The sequence below is a fragment of the Flavobacterium oncorhynchi genome (assembly GCF_002217355.1).
Lineage (GTDB): Bacteria > Bacteroidota > Bacteroidia > Flavobacteriales > Flavobacteriaceae > Flavobacterium > Flavobacterium oncorhynchi.
On the sequence record NZ_MUHA01000015.1, the window covers coordinates 43,099 to 60,236 of the forward strand.

Below are 17,138 nucleotides of genomic sequence, written 5' to 3' on the forward strand. Positions count from 1 at the left end.
TTTGCCTTTTATAGAACAAAAATGTAAGACTGTATATGTTATGATGCCGTCTAAACCACGCCATTATATATTTGCGCAAAAAATTGATTATGCGTAAGTTATTGTTTGTGTTGTTTGTTGCTTTTACATTATTTTCATGCGGAACAGATACTGATGCAGGAGAGTTTGTAGTTGGATCTGATTATTTGGCGTTGAACAATAAGGTTGTTATGATTGATACTGTAACGGTCGAAATGTCTACCATAAATTTTGATTCGCTGGTGACTTCAAACCAAAGCCGAATCCTGGTTGGAAATTACGATGATCCTATTTTTGGTAAGGTAAAATCGAGTAGTTATTTTCAGTTGTCATCAAGTAATTATGCTTTAAATAATGAAGGTTCCGATACAGAGAATGTTAATTATGTTTTTGATTCCATTTCTATGGTGTTAAAGTATGATAACTATTTTTATGGCGATACAACTAAAATTCAAACATTTAATATTCATCGCTTAACGCAAAAAGTAAAACCAAATACTGATTCTGGAAGTTTTTATAATAATTCGAGTTTGAGTTACGATGAGGAAAGTTTGGGAACATTTTCATACAAGCCGCGCCCAGTTGGAAAAGATTCGATTAATATAAAAATGAGTAATGTATTTGGAGAAGCTCTTTTTCAAAAAATAAAGAAAAGAGATATTACAGATTTTGACTCTTTTACAGAGTATCTAAAAGGGCTTGTAATTGTACCATCATCGTCTAACTCGTCAAGTGTTATTGGGTTTAATACTTCCAAGAGTTTAGTGCGTTTGTATTACTCCAAATATCAAGCGGGTGTTGATGAGGTTCCTTTTGTGATCGATTTTTCTATTTTAGATGCTACAAAGCAGTTTAATTCTATTTCATTAGATAAAACAGGAACGTTAATTCAAAATCTGCCTATATCGAGCAGTAAACTTTCGAGCACAGCGACTAACGGACAGGGATTTATTCAGTCTGGAACAGGAGTGGCTTGTCGTATCGATTTTCCAAACTTAAGACAGTTGAAATATATTTCAGATAACGGCGCTATTGTCGATGCTCAATTGATTTTAAAACCAGTTAATAATTCTTATTCTGAAAAATACCCACTTGCAGATTCCTTAAAAATATATGTAGGCGACAATTTAAATAGAATAAGCAGTTCGTTATTGAATTCTGCTGGAGCAGCAGTTTATGGTATTTTGAATAAGAAAAGCGATGAGTTCAACGAAAACATCGGATATACTATTCCGTTGGGTAATTTTTTACAAAAGGAAATGCTTCGAGCTTCTGATTCTAAATCTTCTTTGATCCTTACGCTTCCTGGTATTTCTAAAACCGTAGATCGAATTGTTTTAGGGGATCAAAAGCATTTAAACAATAAAATTCAACTAAAAATATATTACATCTCTTATTAAATGAAAAATAAAATAGTTTTTATTTACTGCGCCATTTTAATATCGTTTGCATCATTTTCTCAAAGTATTTCAAGTTCGCCGTATTCATTGTATGGAGTAGGCAGTTTGTATGATGCTGATTTTGGATTGCTTCCTTCAATTGGATCAGCGGGAATTGCACTGCCATCAGATAGCTTTATTAATAATCTTAATCCAGCTTCATTAGGTTCACTTCCATTAAATCATTTTATGTTTGATGTTGGTGGTAAAGCTATTGCGACAACCTATCAAAACAATTCAAAAAAGGAGAATCGTAACAATTTTCAATTTTCTCATATTGCTTTTGCTTTTCCAGTTACTAAAAATTCTGGTTTTAGTGTTGCGTTACGTCCGTATTCTAGCTCGGCATTTAAAATTTCTAATCTTATCCTGCCAATCTCAGATAGTCAGGAATCTTATAGTTTATCAGCAACAGGTTCAGGAGGATTAAATAATTTTGATTTTTCTTATGGGTATCGATTTGGTAAAAAACTTACGGTAGGAGCGTCTGCAGCTTTGTTATTTGGAAACACTGTTGATGACAGAGTTTTTACAATTCTCAATTCAATCACTACTATACATAAAAAAACAGATTATAACGGACTTCGTGCAACGTTAGGAACTCAGTATAAAATTGATTCTACGTTTACTATTGGTGCAACAGTTAAATTACCGGCACAAATTAAAGGTTCAAAAGTACAGTCAGTTGAGTCGATCAATGATGAGGTGGTGAGCGATATTCAACCTGAAACAGTTTCTGATGTAGACGATTATTATATGCCTTTAGAAATTGGAATTGGTATTAGTAAACGATTCAAAAAAGTCTTGAATATGACTTTTGATTATGAAAAAAGTTTATGGAATGATACGAAACAATCTGGTTTCTATGGTGATTATGTAAATCAAGACAGATTTGCGTTAGGTTTTACTTATTTTAACGAAAAACGAAATTACAGAAAATATTGGGACAGGGTCAAATATTCTGCAGGTGCAAATTTTGATACGGGATATCTTGAAATAGACGGAAAAAGAATCAACAATGCTTCAATTTCAATTGGAGTTAATCTGCCTATCGAAAATACTTTTTCGGCCTTAAATATTTCATATTCGTACGGGCAAAAAGGAAGTATTTCAAACAATTTAATCAAAGAAAATTATCATAAATTGTCTGTAAACTTATCTTTAGATGGTATTTGGTTTGTTAAGAGAAAAATAGAATAAAATTAGAAATCTTTTTGGACTACGTTGTACTTATGTTCTAAAATGGAATCTAAAACAACTGGATTTGAATTAACGTAAAATATAGGTTCGCTTTTTTGAGCTGTTGTAAAACCAACTTTTTCGCGTAAAATATTTTGAGTTTGTCTTGCTACTGCTTCTCCAGAATCTATAATCTGAATATGTTCAGGAAGTATTTTTTTAATCTGAGGAATTAAATAGGGGTAGTGGCTGCATCCTAAAACAAGATAGTCAATGTTTGCATCTATCATAGGCTGCAAGTATGATTCTAAAAGCTGTGTCATTTCAGTAGAATACAAATTTCCATCTTCAATTAACTGAACTAGTCCATAACCAACCTGTTCAATAATCGTTGTGTTTTGAAACATTTCTGCAGTTTTATTAAACAACTCACTGTTTAATGTTCCTTTTGTAGCCAGGATACCAATAACTTGCGTTTTAGAGTTATTGGCTGCAGGTTTTATCGCAGGTTCAATTCCAATAAACGGAATGTCATAATCATTACGGAGTTCACGAATAGCATTAGTTGTCGCTGTATTGCACGCTACAACAATTAATTTGCATTTCATTTCCAGTAAAAAATCAACATTTTTTTTACTTAAAGCAACAATCTGTTCTTTGGTTTTTTGACCATACGGAGCATTTTTACTATCGGCTAGATAAATTGTTTTTTCATTTGGAAGTAAGTCATGAATAGCGCTCCAAATTGAAGTTCCTCCAATTCCAGAGTCAAAAACACCTATAGGATTATCGTTTGTCATAGTGCAAATTTAGTATTTTTTGAAACAAAATGATAGTTGAAATTAATTGTAATTTGCGAATGATATGTCTTTTTTATTTTAAATAAATGTAAAAAAAAACTGTTCAAATTTTTTAAAAATTTGAACAGTTTTTAATTAAAGAATTCGTTTTTATTAGAATCCTAAATCTTTTTTTACATCAGCAGTAATGTTTGGACCATCAGCTAATAAAAGAGTAGAACCATCTAAAACATATTGGAAACCTTTAGCTTTTCCAATTTTTTGGATAGAAGCTCTTACTTTTTCCATTAATGGTTTTACGATGTCAGTTTCTTTTTGTTGCAATTCTTTTTGAGCATTGTCTCTATAGTCAACAATTCTTTTTTGCATGTCTTGAACTTCTTTAGAACGATCTCCATTAACAGCTTCTGTTACAGTTGCAGCTTCAGCTTCGTACTTTTTGATTTTAGTTTGATATTCATCAACCATTTTTTTGTATTCAGCATCATACGTACCACTTAATTTTTGCAGTTGATTTTGAGCATCAAGCATAGCAGGCATTTTCGACATAATGTCGCTTACATCAACATGGGCAACCTTCGCCTGTGCGTTCATTGTGTTACTTGCTCCTAAAATTAGTATTGCAGCAATTAGTAAAGTTTTGATTTGTTTCATCATTTTTAAAATATTAATTAATTATTGGTCGTATTAGTTTTTTGTGTTTCGGCTTCTCTTGCTTTTTTCGCCGCTTCTCTTTCTTCTAATATTTTTTTTCTTCTTTCTTCTAATTCTTTTTTACGCTGTTCGTAAAGTTTTTGTCTTTCGGCTGCTTTGTCTACTGCAGGTGCAGCTGTTGTTGTTTCAGCTGCTGCTGGTTTTGCTGTCGTACCATCAGTTTTAACTGCTTCGGTTGTTTTTGCTGCCTGAGTTGTTTTTGCTGGTTCAGAAACCGTGCCATTTTTTTTAGCTTCTCTTTCTTCTAGTATCGCTTTTCGCCTGTCATCATACTCTTTTTTCTTGGCTTCTTGCTCTAGTCTTCTGTCTTCAATAAGCTTTTCTCTAGCGGCTTTTCTTTCATCTAGAACTTTTTGTCGATCAGCCATAGCAGGATTTTCATCGATAGCATTTTCTTTACTTTCTTGTACTTCCTGATCTTTCAATTGTTTTTTCGTCAATTGTTCTCTTTTGTCAGTTCTGTTCAAGATACGTATAACCTGATCGCTGATATCAAATCTTTTGTTGCTGAAAAGCATTGTCAAATCTGATGATTTATCAAAAACAAAATCGTAATTTTTAGCTTCTGCAATATCTTGAACGGCAGTAAATACCTGATCTTGAATTGGCTTTGCCAAAGCAGCTTTTTGTCGAATTAGATTTCCGTCAGCTCCAAATTGTTTTTGCTGATAATCCAGCATTTCATTTTCTAAGAACTTAATTTCAGTTTCTTTTTCATCAATTAATTCTTTGGTTAACAAAGCTTTTTCTGCTTTAAGGTTTTCCTTAAGTGTATTGATGTTTGTTTTTTTTGTTTCTATTTCTTGTTTCCACTTTTGAGCTTTCAACTCTAATTGTGATTTTGCTTCTTTATAATCAGAAACATTTTCCAAGATATATTCCATATCTATGTAACCAATTCTAGTTGTCTTGCCTTGTGCCTGACTTGTATTAGCTACAATCAAGGCTAAAAATATAAATAAAAATTGTTTTCTCATAACATTACTTTATTCGATGATTTTTAACCAAACGTATTATTTCTAAAATTGTTGTCCAATTATAAAGTGAGTTTCCCAGCCATTTGCTTTGTTTGTAACAGATCCTGGCAGAGCATCGAAACCATAACCAAAATCGATTCCTAATAATCCAAACGCAGGCATGAATACACGTAAACCAGCTCCAGCAGAACGATATAAATCGAACGGGTTGTAATCCCTGAATGTTGGATATGATGAACCTGCTTCTAAAAACGTCAAGGCATAGATCGATGCAGATGGTTTTAATGTTATTGGATAACGTAACTCCATTGAGAATTTGTTGTAAATAGTTGCTCCAATTTGCTGCCCGTATCTAGAACTTGTTTTGTCTTCAATAATTGGCGTCAATGAGTTGTTCGGATATCCTCTTAGCTGTACAGTCTCTCTACCATCCATAGAATACTGCGCCATTCCGTCTCCTCCTAAATAAAAACGTTCAAACGGTACAACACCTCTAGATTGATCGTAAGCACCTAAGAAACCAAATTCTGTTAATGTTCTTAAAACTAATTTTCCATATACCTTAGTATACCAGTCTGCTTTAAATTTAACCTTATAATATTCTAACCAGTTGTATTTTTTCTGATCGACTTTTGCTTGATCTGTATCTGCATTTGCATAATCAGATCCCACACTTACTGTTTGGTTACTACCATTTATAGATTCACTTTTTGTGTAATCTCCAGGATTTATTGGTTGCCCGTCAGCTCCTGTAGTAGTGGTTGTACCAGTATATCTTGTTTTGTATTCTTTTTCATTTCCTAAGTTAGCATAATCTACTCCATTAAATAATGAATATGGAGGTGTTACTTTAGCAGAGACACTAAACTCAGAACCATAAGTTGGGAATATTGGGTTAACCCCTTTATTACTTCTTGAAATTCCAATAGTGTAAGCTAAGTTTCGTGATGCTCCATTACCAAAGGTAAATAAACCAGTAAAGTAATTATTCAAATCATAATGCTGGTAACTTACAGATTGTGATAATACGAAATAATCATCTGGCACAGTAAGACGTTTTGCTAAACCAACTTGTACTGTAAAAATATTAAAACTTTGGCTTCTATCAACAGTTCTTGTAACATAATTATTATTAAACTGTTTACTGTACGAGATAGATGAGCTAAATTGTACTGGTTTTTTTCCTCCAAACCAAGGTTCAGAAAATGATAAACTGTAAGTTTGGAAATAAGTACTTCCTTGTAAACGTAATGATACTTTTTGTCCATCTCCCATTGGAAGCGGTTTGTAAGCATCTTTGTCAAATAATTTACGTGCCGAAAAGTTGTTGAATGATAATCCTAACGTTCCAATGAAACCGCCGCCGCCGTAACCTCCTTGAAGTTCAACCTGGCTAGATCCTTTTTCTACTAATTGGTATTCGATATCTACTGTTCCTGCTCCTGGATCAACGTTTCTAAATTCAGGCTTGATAGACTCAGGATCAAAGAATCCTAATTGTCCAATTTCACGAATTGTTCTAACTAATTCTTCTTTGCTGTATTTGTTTCCTGGTTTTGTTCTTAACTCACGATAAATTACGTGGTCATTTGTTTTGTCGTTACCAGTAACGTATATTTTGTTGAAATAGGCAATTGGACCTTCGGTAATTCTAATTTCAAAATCAATAGTATCATTAACCGTTTTTACCTCTACAGCATTGATTTTTGAGAACAAATAACCGTTGTTTTGGTACAAGTTTGTAATATCCTCACCATCAGGTTTTGAATTGTCTGCAATTCTTTTTTCAAGCATTACACCATTATAAACTTCTCCTTTTTTGATTCCTAAATAACGATTTAACTGCTGATCTGAGTAAACTGTATTTCCTAAGAATTTTATGTTTCCAAAGTAATATTTGTTTCCTTCTTCAACATTAATTTTAATGCCAAGCATATTTTTCTCTTTGTTATATTTAACAGAGTCATAAATAATACGTGCATCACGATATCCTTTTTCTTTGTATGCCGAAATAACTTTTTCTAAGTCGGTTTTGTATTTTTCTGGAATAAATTTAGAAGCTTTTAAAACACGGAAAACATTTTTCTGTTTCGTGTCTTTCATCGCAGCTCTTAATTGACTTTCTGTAAGTTGTTTATTTCCAGTGAAGTCGATATTGCTGATTTTTACTTTGTCGCCTTTATCTATACGCACCAACATATTAACCTGATTACCGGCAATTGTATCTGGTGTGGTTGTAATGGTAACTTTAGTATTGTAAAAACCGTCTTTTTTGTATTTGTTTTCGATGTAGTTTTTCGTGGTAGTAATTAAGTTCTCGTTTACAATTTTGTTTTTGGTTAAATTGTTGTCCTTAATTAAAGCTTCGATTTTGCTTTTCTTTACACCAGTGATTTTAACTTCATTAAGCTTTGGGAGCTCAACAATATTTAAATCTAGATAAATACTGTCATTTTGAACTCTATTAATGTAAAAAGCGATTTCGTCAAAAAGACCAAGCTTACCCAATTTTTTAATTGCACCCGTGATTTCTTCTCCCGGTACGGTTATTTCCTGGCCAGTTTGAAGTCCAGAAAACGTTACTACAGTTTGTTCGTTAAAGCTAATTTTACCAACTACAGAAACTTTGGCCAGTATATACTTTTTTCCTTGATCAAAAGGAACTCTTTCTTGTGCTTTAATTTGTGAAAAACTACCCAAAAGTAAAAGGGTAAAGACTATTTGTATTCTTTTTTGTAACACTAAAAAATTATTTAATTTGTTCACTGGTTTTTCCAAATCTACGTTCTCTTTTTTGATAACTAATAATAGCCTCATATAAATCTTGATCTTTAAAGTCTGGCCACAAGACATTAGTAAAATACAATTCTGCATAGGCGATCTGCCATAGCAAAAAATTACTTATTCTATGTTCTCCACTTGTTCGTATTAACAAATCTACATCAGGTAAATTTTGCGTGTAAAGATGCTCATTTATAATTGAATCGTCAATAGCGTCTATTGAAATTATATTATTTTTAACTTTATCACTGATGATTCTAACGGCATTTACCAATTCTTCTCTCGATCCGTAACTTAAAGCTAGCGTAAGAGTAAGACGAGTGTTGTTTTTAGTTTTATCAATTACATCAAGGAGCTCTCTTTGTGCGGATTTTGGTAATTTTTCAAGATTCCCAATTGCATTAAGTCTGATGTTGTTTTCTTGAAGCGTAACTAGTTCTTTTTTTAATGAATTGATTAAAATTTTCATTAATGCTTCAACTTCTAGTTTAGGACGGTTCCAGTTTTCTGTAGAAAAAGCATATAAGGTTAAGTACTCGATACCAAGCTTAGCACAAGTTGTAATTGTTTTTTTTACAGATTTTGTACCATTTTCATGTCCAAATGCTCTTAGAAAGCCTTGTTGTTTGGCCCAGCGTCCATTTCCGTCCATAATAATGGCCAGATGTTTTGGTAAGTTTGATTGATCTATAGAGTCTATTAAATTCATTGTATTATTGTGCGCAATAGCAAGGTTTTTGTCCAAAGGTATACGTTAGTGTTAAACCTGAGAAAACATACCAATCATTGTTGTTTAAATTTCCAAATTTTAAAATGTTTGCATTGTTGGTGTTTGGATTGCTGCCATCAATGTTATCTGTAAATGTATATCGTGCTCCAACTTCGGCCGCTAAGACAAAGCGAGATGTTATATTTGATTTTATACCCAGTGTCATTGGTATTGCAAATGAATTTGAGTTTGTACTTTGTGTAATATTTTGGGTTGTCTTATAGCGATACAATCCGTCATAAATAAAAAAACTTAATCCAGAGTATATATAAGGTGTAATTTTTCTGTGATAATCATGCAAATTAAAATCAAAAAAATTAAACTCCAAACCCGCAGAGATTTCTTTTATATTATTTTCAAAACGATATCCCCTTCCGCTTCTTCCTGTTTCATCTGAGTCTAAATCATTTCCCGTAATCGTAGATTGCGTGTAAGAAATTCGATAAGAGTGACGAGGGCTTTTATTCCATTTATACAAAACGCCAAAAGCCAGTTTATCAGGATTTATGTAAGTTGTACTTCCTACATCGCCTACAAAGTTGCTTCCACCAAGAAAAACACCAATCTCATTGATTTGAGCATTTAGTGTAATAAAGGGAAAAAAACATAACAATAAATTAAAAATTTTCTTCATTTAATTCAGAATTGCGTGCAAATATAATAATTATCAATACGAATCAACGTTCCTTTACATAAATGTGCTTTTTTTTCAATTTACAATATGAATTTGAGACATTTAATGATGATTCACTACAGGCAGAACGAGAAAATGTCCTATTATCGTATAGTGTTAAGTAAGAAATAGGGTTAGTTTCTCTTGTCTTCGCCCCAAAGCAGTTTGTTTCTTAATGTTTTTAAGAAAGTTTCGCCTGGTATTTCGACCATTTTTATTTTGTAATCAGTTTTTTTGATCTTTAAAATTGATTCGTTTTTTACAGAAGAAGTTCTAGAGTCTAATGAAACCAAATATTGATCTTCTCTGCCTGAAACGCGCAATGTAATTTCTGTGTCGTCTGGTATAACAAGTGGTCTTGCGGTTAAGTTATGCGGTGCAATAGGAGTAATGACTAGACTTTTTACATCTGGCGTTAAAATTGGTCCGCCGCAGCTTAATGAATATCCTGTAGAGCCGGTAGGGGTAGAAATGATCAAGCCGTCTGCCCAATACGAACTTAGGTATTCGTTGTTTAGGTGAGTTTCTACAGTAATCATCGAAGTAGTATCCTTTCGGCTTACTGTAACTTCGTTCATTGCGAAATTAAGTTCTGCAAAGGCGTCATTTTTAGGTTCGCACGTTAAACCAAGTAATGTTCGTTCAGATGTTGTGTAGTTTTGGTCAATAACATACTGCAGTAAGCTGTCGATATTTTCTTTTTGAACTTTCGCCAAAAAACCTAATCTGCCTGCATTTATACCTAAAAGTGGAACACCTGAACTGCGAACTAAAGCAGCTGCTCTTAACATTGTTCCGTCGCCTCCAATACTAATCAACATCTCAAAGCTATCATCTAAAATTGTGCTTGATGAAAAAGTAGAATACTCTTTTTTGACAAGCTGCTTTTCATAGAGCATTTCCAAAAAGTTTTCTTCAATTACAATTTCGACATTATTTGAAGTAAGAAACAAGAAAATGTCTTTTATAATTGGTTCAGTGCTGTTTTGATAATATTGTCCGTAAATGGCTATTTTCATTCGTCTTAATTAGATAATGAGGAAATGTGTTAATTTGATAATTTATTTAGTTGAGAACATTTTCTAATTTTCTCATTGACCAATTTTCTAATTTAAATATTAAGATATTTGTCTAAATAATCAGAGCGTTCTTTTAAGCTGTTAATATAAGTGTCTTCTTGATGCTCTGAGATTATTTCATAACCATATCTTCTGTAAGTTTGAATTATTTCATTCATTGCACCTAATCCTATTTTTATGGTAATTTGAACATTCTCTAAATCAGCTTCAGAGACAAAGCATCCTAATATCTTTCCGTTATTGCTTTCGACGATTTGCGTAACCTCACTCATAGAATAATCTAAAAGACCTTTTTGAACAATAATAATTCCGCCTTGCTCTTTTATAAAAGGAGTTTCTTGAAAGAACTTCATAATGTCCTCTATTTCATAATAGCCTACATAGGAGTTGTTTTCGTCAAGAACAGGAATTGTATTGGTGTGGTTTTTTGCAAAAACTTCTAAAACATCCAGCCAAATCATTGATTTTCTAGCAAAAAAACGTTCTAAAGTATATTTGTAATCAATTATTTTTTTATCTGAATCAAAAGTTTCAACATCATCAGAAGAAATACTTCCAATGAAAATTCCTTCCTCCAAAACAGGGAAATGAGAAAAATTTACCTCGGCAAAAAAGTCTTGAACCGATGCTATAGTTTCCTGACCATCAATTGGTCCGAAATCATTGGTGATATAGTTTGTAATTTCTGTCATAAATCAATTGGAGATATTTAATGCAAAATAATCAAAAAATACCAAAAACTGCTGCGTTTTACTTTGTATTTTTGTCGTAACAAATATAGTGTTACTAGAATTAATTATCTATTTATATGACAAAGTTAAGTGTAAATATCAATAAAATCGCAACGCTTAGAAACGCACGTGGCGGAAATGTTCCTGATTTATTAAAAGTTGCTGTCGATATACAACGTTTTGGAGGACAAGGAATCACGATTCATCCACGTCCAGACGAACGACATATTCGGTATCAAGATGCGCGCGATTTAAAAGCAATTGTTACTACAGAATATAATATTGAAGGAAATCCGCAGCATAATTTTATTGATTTAGTTCTTGAATGCAAGCCTGATCAAGTTACATTGGTGCCAGATGCAATTGGTGCAATAACCTCTTCGGCAGGTTGGGATACAATAGCAAATCAATCTTATTTAACAGAAGTTATTCAAGAGTTCCAACGAAACGGAATTAGGACTTCTATTTTTGTAGATCCAGTTTTGGAGGTTATTGAAGGAGCGAAAAAAACAGGAACAGATCGAATTGAATTGTACACTGAAGCTTTTGCACATCAATATGATTTGGGGAATAAAAAAGGAATAGATCCTTATGTTGAAGCTGCAAAATTGGCAAATGAATTAGGGTTAGGAATAAATGCCGGACATGATTTGAGTTTAGATAATATTCAGTTTTTCAAACAAAACATTCCAGGATTATTAGAGGTTTCTATTGGTCATGCTTTGATTTCAGAAGCGCTTTATCTTGGTTTAGATAATGTTGTAAATATGTATTTGAATAAATTGAAATAAGTTTCCAAAAAGATTCTTAGAAAGGATAAATAAATATTTAATGTAAAATAAATGTTATACTCAAAAATAGAAGGCGAAGGAAAACCATTCATTATCATGCATGGATTTCTTGGAATGTCTGACAATTGGAAAACACTTGCAGGACAATATGTAGAAGCAGGATTTCAGGTTCATATTTTAGATTTACGAAATCATGGGCGCAGTTTTCATTCTGATGAATGGAGTTATGAAGCAATGGTTCAGGATGTATTTGAATATTGTAATGCGAATAATTTGACTAGAATTGATATTCTTGGGCATTCAATGGGAGGAAAAGTAGCTATGCTTTTTGCGGCAACACACCCGGAAATTGTAGATAAATTAATCGTTGCAGATATTGGTCCTAAATTCTATAAACAGCACCATCAAGATATTTTGGCGGGGTTGAATGCAGTTGATTTTTCTGTAAAACCAAGTCGAAATGATGTTGAAGAAATAGTAGCGCAATACGTGCCTGACTTTGGAACTCGCCAGTTTTTATTAAAAAATTTATATTGGAAAGAACCTGGTCAGTTAGCATTTAGATTTAATCTCGCTGTTTTTAATAATAATTTGGATGCAATTGGAAAACCGCTGGCAGATAATTTGGTTTTTGATAAACCGACATTATTTATTCGTGGCGGAGCATCGGGGTATATTTTAGATTCAGATCTTGAAGATATTCGAAAACATTTTCCTAATTTAAAATTAGAAACCATTCCAAATGCGGGGCATTGGCTTCATGCTGAAAATCCAAAAATGTTTTTTGAATTGACAACAACGTTTTTAAAAGAGTAACTTTTTTTGATAAAAAAAATGTTACTTTTATTAAAATTTAAAAAGAAAAAGATATGAAATTATTACTTAGACTTCTTGTTACGGCTGCTTTGGTTTTGTTAATTGCTAACTTTCTTACAGGAGTGCATGTGGCCAGTTTTACTACAGCAATTATCGTTGCAGTGGTTTTAGGGTTATTGAATCTTTTTATAAAACCAATACTGGTTATTTTGACATTGCCGGTAACAGTGGTTACATTGGGATTGTTTTTATTGGTTATTAATGCCGTCATCATTTTGTTGTGCACTAATATTGTAGGAGGATTTGCAGTTGATTCACTCTGGACAGCTTTATTGTTTAGTGTTATATTATCTATTCTGCAATCTATTGCATATAAAATAGTAGGAGACGATAAATAAAGGCATTAAAGTGACTTAAAAACCACTTCAAATACAATATATTAAAAACTTGGTTGGGTTGCAAAAATTTTATAATTTTGCAACCCAATTTTATTATGTAAATTAAAGAAGAAGATGGATATTAAAAGAGTAGCAATAGACGCTGTGAATGAAACGATTGTATTAAACGTTGTTCACATGGATTATAAAGGTCAAGTAGCAAAAAGAATAAACGAAAAAATGCCATTGGCTACCGTGAAAGGTTTTAGAAAAGGACAAGTTCCTAAAGACCTTGTTGAAAAACAATACGGAAAAGCGATCAAGCAAGAAGAAGTTAAAAAAGTAGTTGATTTAGCTTTAGAGCGTTTTGTTCAATCTGAAAGATTAAATCTTTTAGGAACTCCTCTTGCTAAAGAAAACGAAAACTTTGATTGGGATGCTGAAGAACTAACTTTCGAATATGAAATTGGTTTAGTTCCAAACTTCGAAATTGATTTAGAAGCAAAAAATAATATCGTAAAATATATCGTAACGGCTGATGATAAATTAATCGACGGTCAAGTAGAGCGTATCCAAAAACAATTCGGAAAAGCAATCCCGCAAGAAGTGGTGTCTGCAGATTCTGATTTAACTGGAACTTTCTCAAACGAAGAAAAAGGTATCAACAATACAACTACAATTTCATTATCTACTTTCAATAAAGCTGCTGGAGATAAATTCATCGGTAAAAAAGTTGGAGATGTTGTTGCAGTAAGCACAAAAGGTTTATTTGAAGACGATCACCAATTAATGGATTACTTAAAAGTATCTCATGATGATGTTCACGGTTTAGATATCGAAGTAAACTTTACAATCGAAGCAATCAACGGAGCTGAATTAGCTGAATTAAACCAAGAGTTATTTGATAAACTTTTTGGAGAAGGAAAAGTAGCTTCTTTAGAAGATTTAAAATCTAAAATTAAAGAAGACGCTGAAGCTCAATTTGCACAACAAGCAGATCAAAAATTATTATTAGACGTTCAAGATTTCTTGATCGAAAGCACAAAATTTGATTTACCAGCTGAATTCCTTAAAAAATGGTTACAAACTGTTGGAGAGAAAAAACTTTCTGCAGAAGAAGCTGAAGTGGAATACGCAAGATCTGAAAAAGGTTTACGTTTTCAATTAATCGAAGGAAAAGCTATGGCTCAAAGCAATATCCAAATTACATTTGATGATTTGAAAGCTTTTACAACAAACGCTATCAAACAACAAATGGCTCAATTTGGTCAAACTAACCCAACTGACGAAGAAGTTCAAGGAATTGTAGCAAGAGTTTTATCTAACCAAGAAGAGGTGAAAAGACTTTCTGAGCAAGTTGTAGCAGAGAAATTGTTAGAATTGTTTAAAGAAAAAGCAAATCCAACAACTAAAGAAGTAACTTACGAAGAATTTATTGCTGCTTCTTACGGAGAATAAATTTTAGTCTGAAAGTCGAAAGTTGTAAAGTCAAAAGTTAAGAAGCAGACTTCATTAACTTGATTTTAAAAATTAAGATTTTATTACAGAAACTGAAAGATAAAAATAATTATATTTGAACGTCAATGGAAGTTTTTCTTCTATTGACGTTCTTTTTTTTTGTTTCAGGTTTCAGTTGGTGAACGTTTCTTAGTTAAAAAAAAAACTTAGTCCCGATAACTATCGGGATAGCAGCTTGAAACCTTAGTATTTTAAAAAAGAAGACAAATTGACATCCTTTAGAAAGAGGTACAACCTTTGATAAAAGAATATATACATTAAATAAAGTAAAACTTAGAACAGATACATATGAACTACGGTAAAGAATTCAAAAAATTTGCTACAAAGCACCAAGGAGTAAACGCGATGTACTATGACAAAATCATAGCAGCGATGAATCCAACTAATATGACTCCATATATTATCGAAGAACGTCAGTTGAATATTTCTCAATTAGATGTGTTTTCAAGATTGATGATGGATAGAATTATTTTTTTAGGAACAGGTATCGATGATCAAATTGCAAACATCGTTCAAGCTCAATTACTATTTTTAGAAAGTGCTGATGCTTCAAAAGATATCCAAATTTACTTAAACTCTCCAGGAGGAAGCGTTTATGCAGGATTAGGAATTTATGACACGATGCAATACATCAAGCCAGACGTAGCAACAATTTGTACAGGAATGGCAGCTTCTATGGGAGCGGTTTTATTATGTGCAGGAGCGGCAGGAAAACGTTCGGCTTTACCACATTCAAGAGTTATGATTCACCAGCCATCAGGGGGAGCACAAGGAGTTGCAACTGATATGGAAATCAACTTACGCGAAATGTTGAAATTGAAAGATGAATTATACAACATCATCTCGCAGCATTCAGGACAAACTTTTGATAAAGTACACAAAGACAGTGAGCGTGATTACTGGATGATTGCTGACGAAGCAAAAGAATACGGAATGATTGATGAAGTATTAAGAAGAGGATAATCTTTTAAGCTTCTAAGTTGCTAAGACACTAAGGTTCTAAGTGTTCTTTGCGATTTAAATTTTAAATAAAAAAATAAAAATATTAAGCTGTAAGGAGTTAAGTTTTAAAGTTTTAATTGAAAAGCTTAGAAACTTAGTATCTTTGCAGCTTAGTAACTTAAATAAAGAATGGCAAAAGTAGTATTAGAATGTTCGTTTTGTGGAAGAAAAAAGCCAGAAACTAATTTATTAATCGCGGGTATCAATGCACATATCTGTGACAAGTGTATTGAACAAGCACACGGAATTGTATTAGAAGAATTAAAATCAAGCGGAAGTTCAAAACTTGTAGGGGACTTAATTTTAAAGAAACCAAAAGAAATTAGAGCTTTCTTAGATCAATACGTTATCGGACAAGACCAGACTAAAAAAGTAATGTCGGTTGCAGTTTACAATCACTACAAACGTTTAATGCAACAGCAATTAGATGATGAAGTAGAGATTGAAAAAAGTAACATTATCATGGTTGGTCAAACCGGAACAGGAAAAACATTAGTTGCTAAAACAATCGCAAAAATGTTAGACGTTCCTTTGGCTATTGTTGATGCAACTGTATTAACAGAGGCAGGTTATGTAGGAGAAGATGTTGAAAGCATTTTGACACGCTTACTGCAAGCTGCGGATTATGATGTAACCAAAGCCGAAAGAGGAATTGTGTTTATTGATGAAATTGATAAAATTGCACGCAAGAGCGATAATCCATCAATAACGCGTGACGTTTCTGGAGAAGGTGTTCAACAGGCATTATTAAAACTATTAGAAGGAACAGTTGTAAACGTACCGCCAAAAGGAGGACGTAAACACCCAGATCAAAAATTTGTAGAGGTGAATACTCAAAACATCTTGTTTATTGCCGGAGGAGCTTTTGATGGAGTGGAGCGTATTATTTCAAAACGTTTAAACCGTCAAGCAGTTGGATATTCAACTTCTAAAAATGTCGATAATATTGACAAAGACAATTTACTGCAATATATTATTCCAAAAGATATTAAGGATTTTGGATTGATTCCAGAGATTATAGGTCGTTTGCCAGTTTTAACACATATGGATCCGTTAGATCGCGAAACACTTCGTGCTATTCTAACACAGCCTAAAAATGCATTAGTAAAACAATATCAGAAATTATTTTTAATGGATGAGGTTGAATTTACTATTACAGATGAAGCATTAGATTTTATTGTTGATAAGGCATTAGAGTATAAATTAGGAGCTCGTGGATTACGTTCGCTTTGCGAAGCAATCTTAACAGATGCAATGTATGAACTGCCAAGTTCTGATGATAAAGTTTTATCGATCGATAAAGATTATGCAGAGCATACTTTAAGTAAAAACTTATTGAAGCGTATGGAAATTGCTTCTTAAATCTTGATATTACTTTGTCAAAGTTCAAAACTTTGACAAAGTTTTTTTTATAAACCTGTTCATTTATTTGAATAGGTTTTTTTATGCTTTTTTTAGAATTTCAACCCGTTTT

16 protein-coding genes are annotated in these 17,138 nt (G+C 32.6%); 8 read left to right on the forward strand and 8 right to left on the reverse strand.

The annotated features are described in order from the left end of the window. Nucleotides 1–89 precede the first annotated feature (89 nt). Together B0A75_RS11710 and B0A75_RS11715 are read left to right on the forward strand one after the other, a co-directional pair. On the forward strand, nt 90–1,418 hold the full coding sequence (locus B0A75_RS11710) for a DUF4270 family protein (protein ID WP_089054462.1): 1,329 nt from the start codon (nt 90–92) through the stop codon (nt 1,416–1,418). Continuing rightward, nucleotides 1,419–2,657, forward strand: coding sequence for an aromatic hydrocarbon degradation protein (locus B0A75_RS11715; protein ID WP_089054463.1), 1,239 nt, complete (start codon nt 1,419–1,421; stop codon nt 2,655–2,657). 2 nt (nt 2,658–2,659) lie between these two features. Here B0A75_RS11715 and murI read toward each other — a convergent pair whose 3' ends face one another. From murI to B0A75_RS11755, 8 genes are all read right to left on the reverse strand, one after another. Then, nucleotides 2,660–3,436 carry a glutamate racemase gene (murI, locus tag B0A75_RS11720; RefSeq protein WP_089054464.1) on the reverse strand — a complete coding sequence of 259 codons (777 nt, stop codon included), beginning with the start codon at nt 3,434–3,436 and terminating at the stop codon, nt 2,660–2,662. A gap of 153 nt (nt 3,437–3,589) precedes the next feature. Then, on the reverse strand, nt 3,590–4,093 hold the full coding sequence (locus B0A75_RS11725) for an OmpH family outer membrane protein (protein WP_199170255.1): 504 nt from the start codon (nt 4,091–4,093) through the stop codon (nt 3,590–3,592). 14 nt (nt 4,094–4,107) lie between these two features. Next, complete coding sequence (locus tag B0A75_RS11730; protein ID WP_089054465.1) at nt 4,108–5,127, reverse strand: OmpH family outer membrane protein; 1,020 nt, start codon at nt 5,125–5,127, stop codon at nt 4,108–4,110. Between the two features lie 42 nt (nt 5,128–5,169). Then, nucleotides 5,170–7,944 (reverse strand): BamA/OMP85 family outer membrane protein, encoded by a 2,775-nt coding sequence (locus B0A75_RS11735; protein ID WP_165765120.1) that lies wholly within the window; start codon nt 7,942–7,944, stop codon nt 5,170–5,172. After that, nucleotides 7,877–8,617: an isoprenyl transferase gene (locus B0A75_RS11740; RefSeq protein WP_089054504.1), complete on the reverse strand. Its 741-nt coding sequence runs from the start codon at nt 8,615–8,617 to the stop codon at nt 7,877–7,879. Before B0A75_RS11740 ends, B0A75_RS11735 begins: the two co-directional genes overlap by 68 nt. Nucleotides 8,618–8,621: 4 nt before the next feature. Further along, nucleotides 8,622–9,311 carry a type IX secretion system protein PorG gene (porG, locus tag B0A75_RS11745; protein ID WP_089054466.1) on the reverse strand — a complete coding sequence of 230 codons (690 nt, stop codon included), beginning with the start codon at nt 9,309–9,311 and terminating at the stop codon, nt 8,622–8,624. A 173-nt stretch (nt 9,312–9,484) separates the two neighbouring features. After that, the gene (locus B0A75_RS11750; RefSeq protein WP_089054467.1) at nt 9,485–10,369 is read right to left on the reverse strand and encodes an NAD kinase; all 885 of its coding nucleotides are present in this window, start codon (nt 10,367–10,369) and stop codon (nt 9,485–9,487) included. 92 nt (nt 10,370–10,461) lie between these two features. Further along, nucleotides 10,462–11,121, reverse strand: a complete 660-nt coding sequence (locus tag B0A75_RS11755) for a CBS domain-containing protein (RefSeq protein WP_089054468.1) — start codon at nt 11,119–11,121, stop codon at nt 10,462–10,464. Nucleotides 11,122–11,237: 116 nt separating this feature from the next. Here B0A75_RS11755 and B0A75_RS11760 point away from each other — a divergent pair, with 116 nt between their 5' ends. The 6 genes from B0A75_RS11760 to clpX all read left to right on the forward strand — a co-directional run bounded on the left by B0A75_RS11760 (nt 11,238) and on the right by clpX (nt 17,026). Beyond that, a complete protein-coding gene (locus tag B0A75_RS11760) occupies nt 11,238–11,951 on the forward strand; it encodes a pyridoxine 5'-phosphate synthase (RefSeq protein ID WP_089054469.1) in 714 nt (237 codons plus the stop codon). 51 nt (nt 11,952–12,002) lie between these two features. Further along, nucleotides 12,003–12,767 carry an alpha/beta fold hydrolase gene (locus B0A75_RS11765; RefSeq protein WP_089054470.1) on the forward strand — a complete coding sequence of 255 codons (765 nt, stop codon included), beginning with the start codon at nt 12,003–12,005 and terminating at the stop codon, nt 12,765–12,767. 53 nt (nt 12,768–12,820) lie between these two features. Further along, nucleotides 12,821–13,165, forward strand: a complete 345-nt coding sequence (locus tag B0A75_RS11770) for a phage holin family protein (protein WP_089054471.1) — start codon at nt 12,821–12,823, stop codon at nt 13,163–13,165. A gap of 114 nt (nt 13,166–13,279) precedes the next feature. Continuing rightward, nucleotides 13,280–14,602: a trigger factor gene (locus B0A75_RS11775; RefSeq protein ID WP_089054472.1), complete on the forward strand. Its 1,323-nt coding sequence runs from the start codon at nt 13,280–13,282 to the stop codon at nt 14,600–14,602. 348 nt (nt 14,603–14,950) lie between these two features. Further along, nucleotides 14,951–15,625, forward strand: coding sequence for an ATP-dependent Clp endopeptidase proteolytic subunit ClpP (clpP, locus tag B0A75_RS11780; RefSeq protein ID WP_089054473.1), 675 nt, complete (start codon nt 14,951–14,953; stop codon nt 15,623–15,625). Between the two features lie 168 nt (nt 15,626–15,793). After that, complete coding sequence (gene clpX, locus B0A75_RS11785) at nt 15,794–17,026, forward strand: ATP-dependent Clp protease ATP-binding subunit ClpX (protein WP_089054474.1); 1,233 nt, start codon at nt 15,794–15,796, stop codon at nt 17,024–17,026. Nucleotides 17,027–17,138: the final 112 nt, after the last annotated feature.

What these genes read in the sequence shown, in the direction of transcription:
- B0A75_RS11770 (WP_089054471.1), top strand. Translation starts at nt 12,821, where the DNA reads ATGAAATTATTACTTAGACTTCTTGTTACGGCTGCTTTGGTTTTGTTA.
- B0A75_RS11715 (WP_089054463.1), top strand. Translation starts at nt 1,419, where the DNA reads ATGAAAAATAAAATAGTTTTTATTTACTGCGCCATTTTAATATCGTTT.
- murI (WP_089054464.1), bottom strand. Translation starts at nt 3,436, where the DNA reads ATGACAAACGATAATCCTATAGGTGTTTTTGACTCTGGAATTGGAGGA.
- B0A75_RS11750 (WP_089054467.1), bottom strand. Translation starts at nt 10,369, where the DNA reads ATGAAAATAGCCATTTACGGACAATATTATCAAAACAGCACTGAACCA.
- B0A75_RS11730 (WP_089054465.1), bottom strand. Translation starts at nt 5,127, where the DNA reads ATGAGAAAACAATTTTTATTTATATTTTTAGCCTTGATTGTAGCTAAT.
- B0A75_RS11735 (WP_165765120.1), bottom strand. Translation starts at nt 7,944, where the DNA reads ATGAGGCTATTATTAGTTATCAAAAAAGAGAACGTAGATTTGGAAAAA.
- B0A75_RS11755 (WP_089054468.1), bottom strand. Translation starts at nt 11,121, where the DNA reads ATGACAGAAATTACAAACTATATCACCAATGATTTCGGACCAATTGAT.
- B0A75_RS11765 (WP_089054470.1), top strand. Translation starts at nt 12,003, where the DNA reads ATGTTATACTCAAAAATAGAAGGCGAAGGAAAACCATTCATTATCATG.
- B0A75_RS11710 (WP_089054462.1), top strand. Translation starts at nt 90, where the DNA reads ATGCGTAAGTTATTGTTTGTGTTGTTTGTTGCTTTTACATTATTTTCA.
- clpP (WP_089054473.1), top strand. Translation starts at nt 14,951, where the DNA reads ATGAACTACGGTAAAGAATTCAAAAAATTTGCTACAAAGCACCAAGGA.
- B0A75_RS11760 (WP_089054469.1), top strand. Translation starts at nt 11,238, where the DNA reads ATGACAAAGTTAAGTGTAAATATCAATAAAATCGCAACGCTTAGAAAC.
- porG (WP_089054466.1), bottom strand. Translation starts at nt 9,311, where the DNA reads ATGAAGAAAATTTTTAATTTATTGTTATGTTTTTTTCCCTTTATTACA.
- B0A75_RS11725 (WP_199170255.1), bottom strand. Translation starts at nt 4,093, where the DNA reads ATGATGAAACAAATCAAAACTTTACTAATTGCTGCAATACTAATTTTA.
- B0A75_RS11740 (WP_089054504.1), bottom strand. Translation starts at nt 8,617, where the DNA reads ATGAATTTAATAGACTCTATAGATCAATCAAACTTACCAAAACATCTG.
- B0A75_RS11775 (WP_089054472.1), top strand. Translation starts at nt 13,280, where the DNA reads ATGGATATTAAAAGAGTAGCAATAGACGCTGTGAATGAAACGATTGTA.
- clpX (WP_089054474.1), top strand. Translation starts at nt 15,794, where the DNA reads ATGGCAAAAGTAGTATTAGAATGTTCGTTTTGTGGAAGAAAAAAGCCA.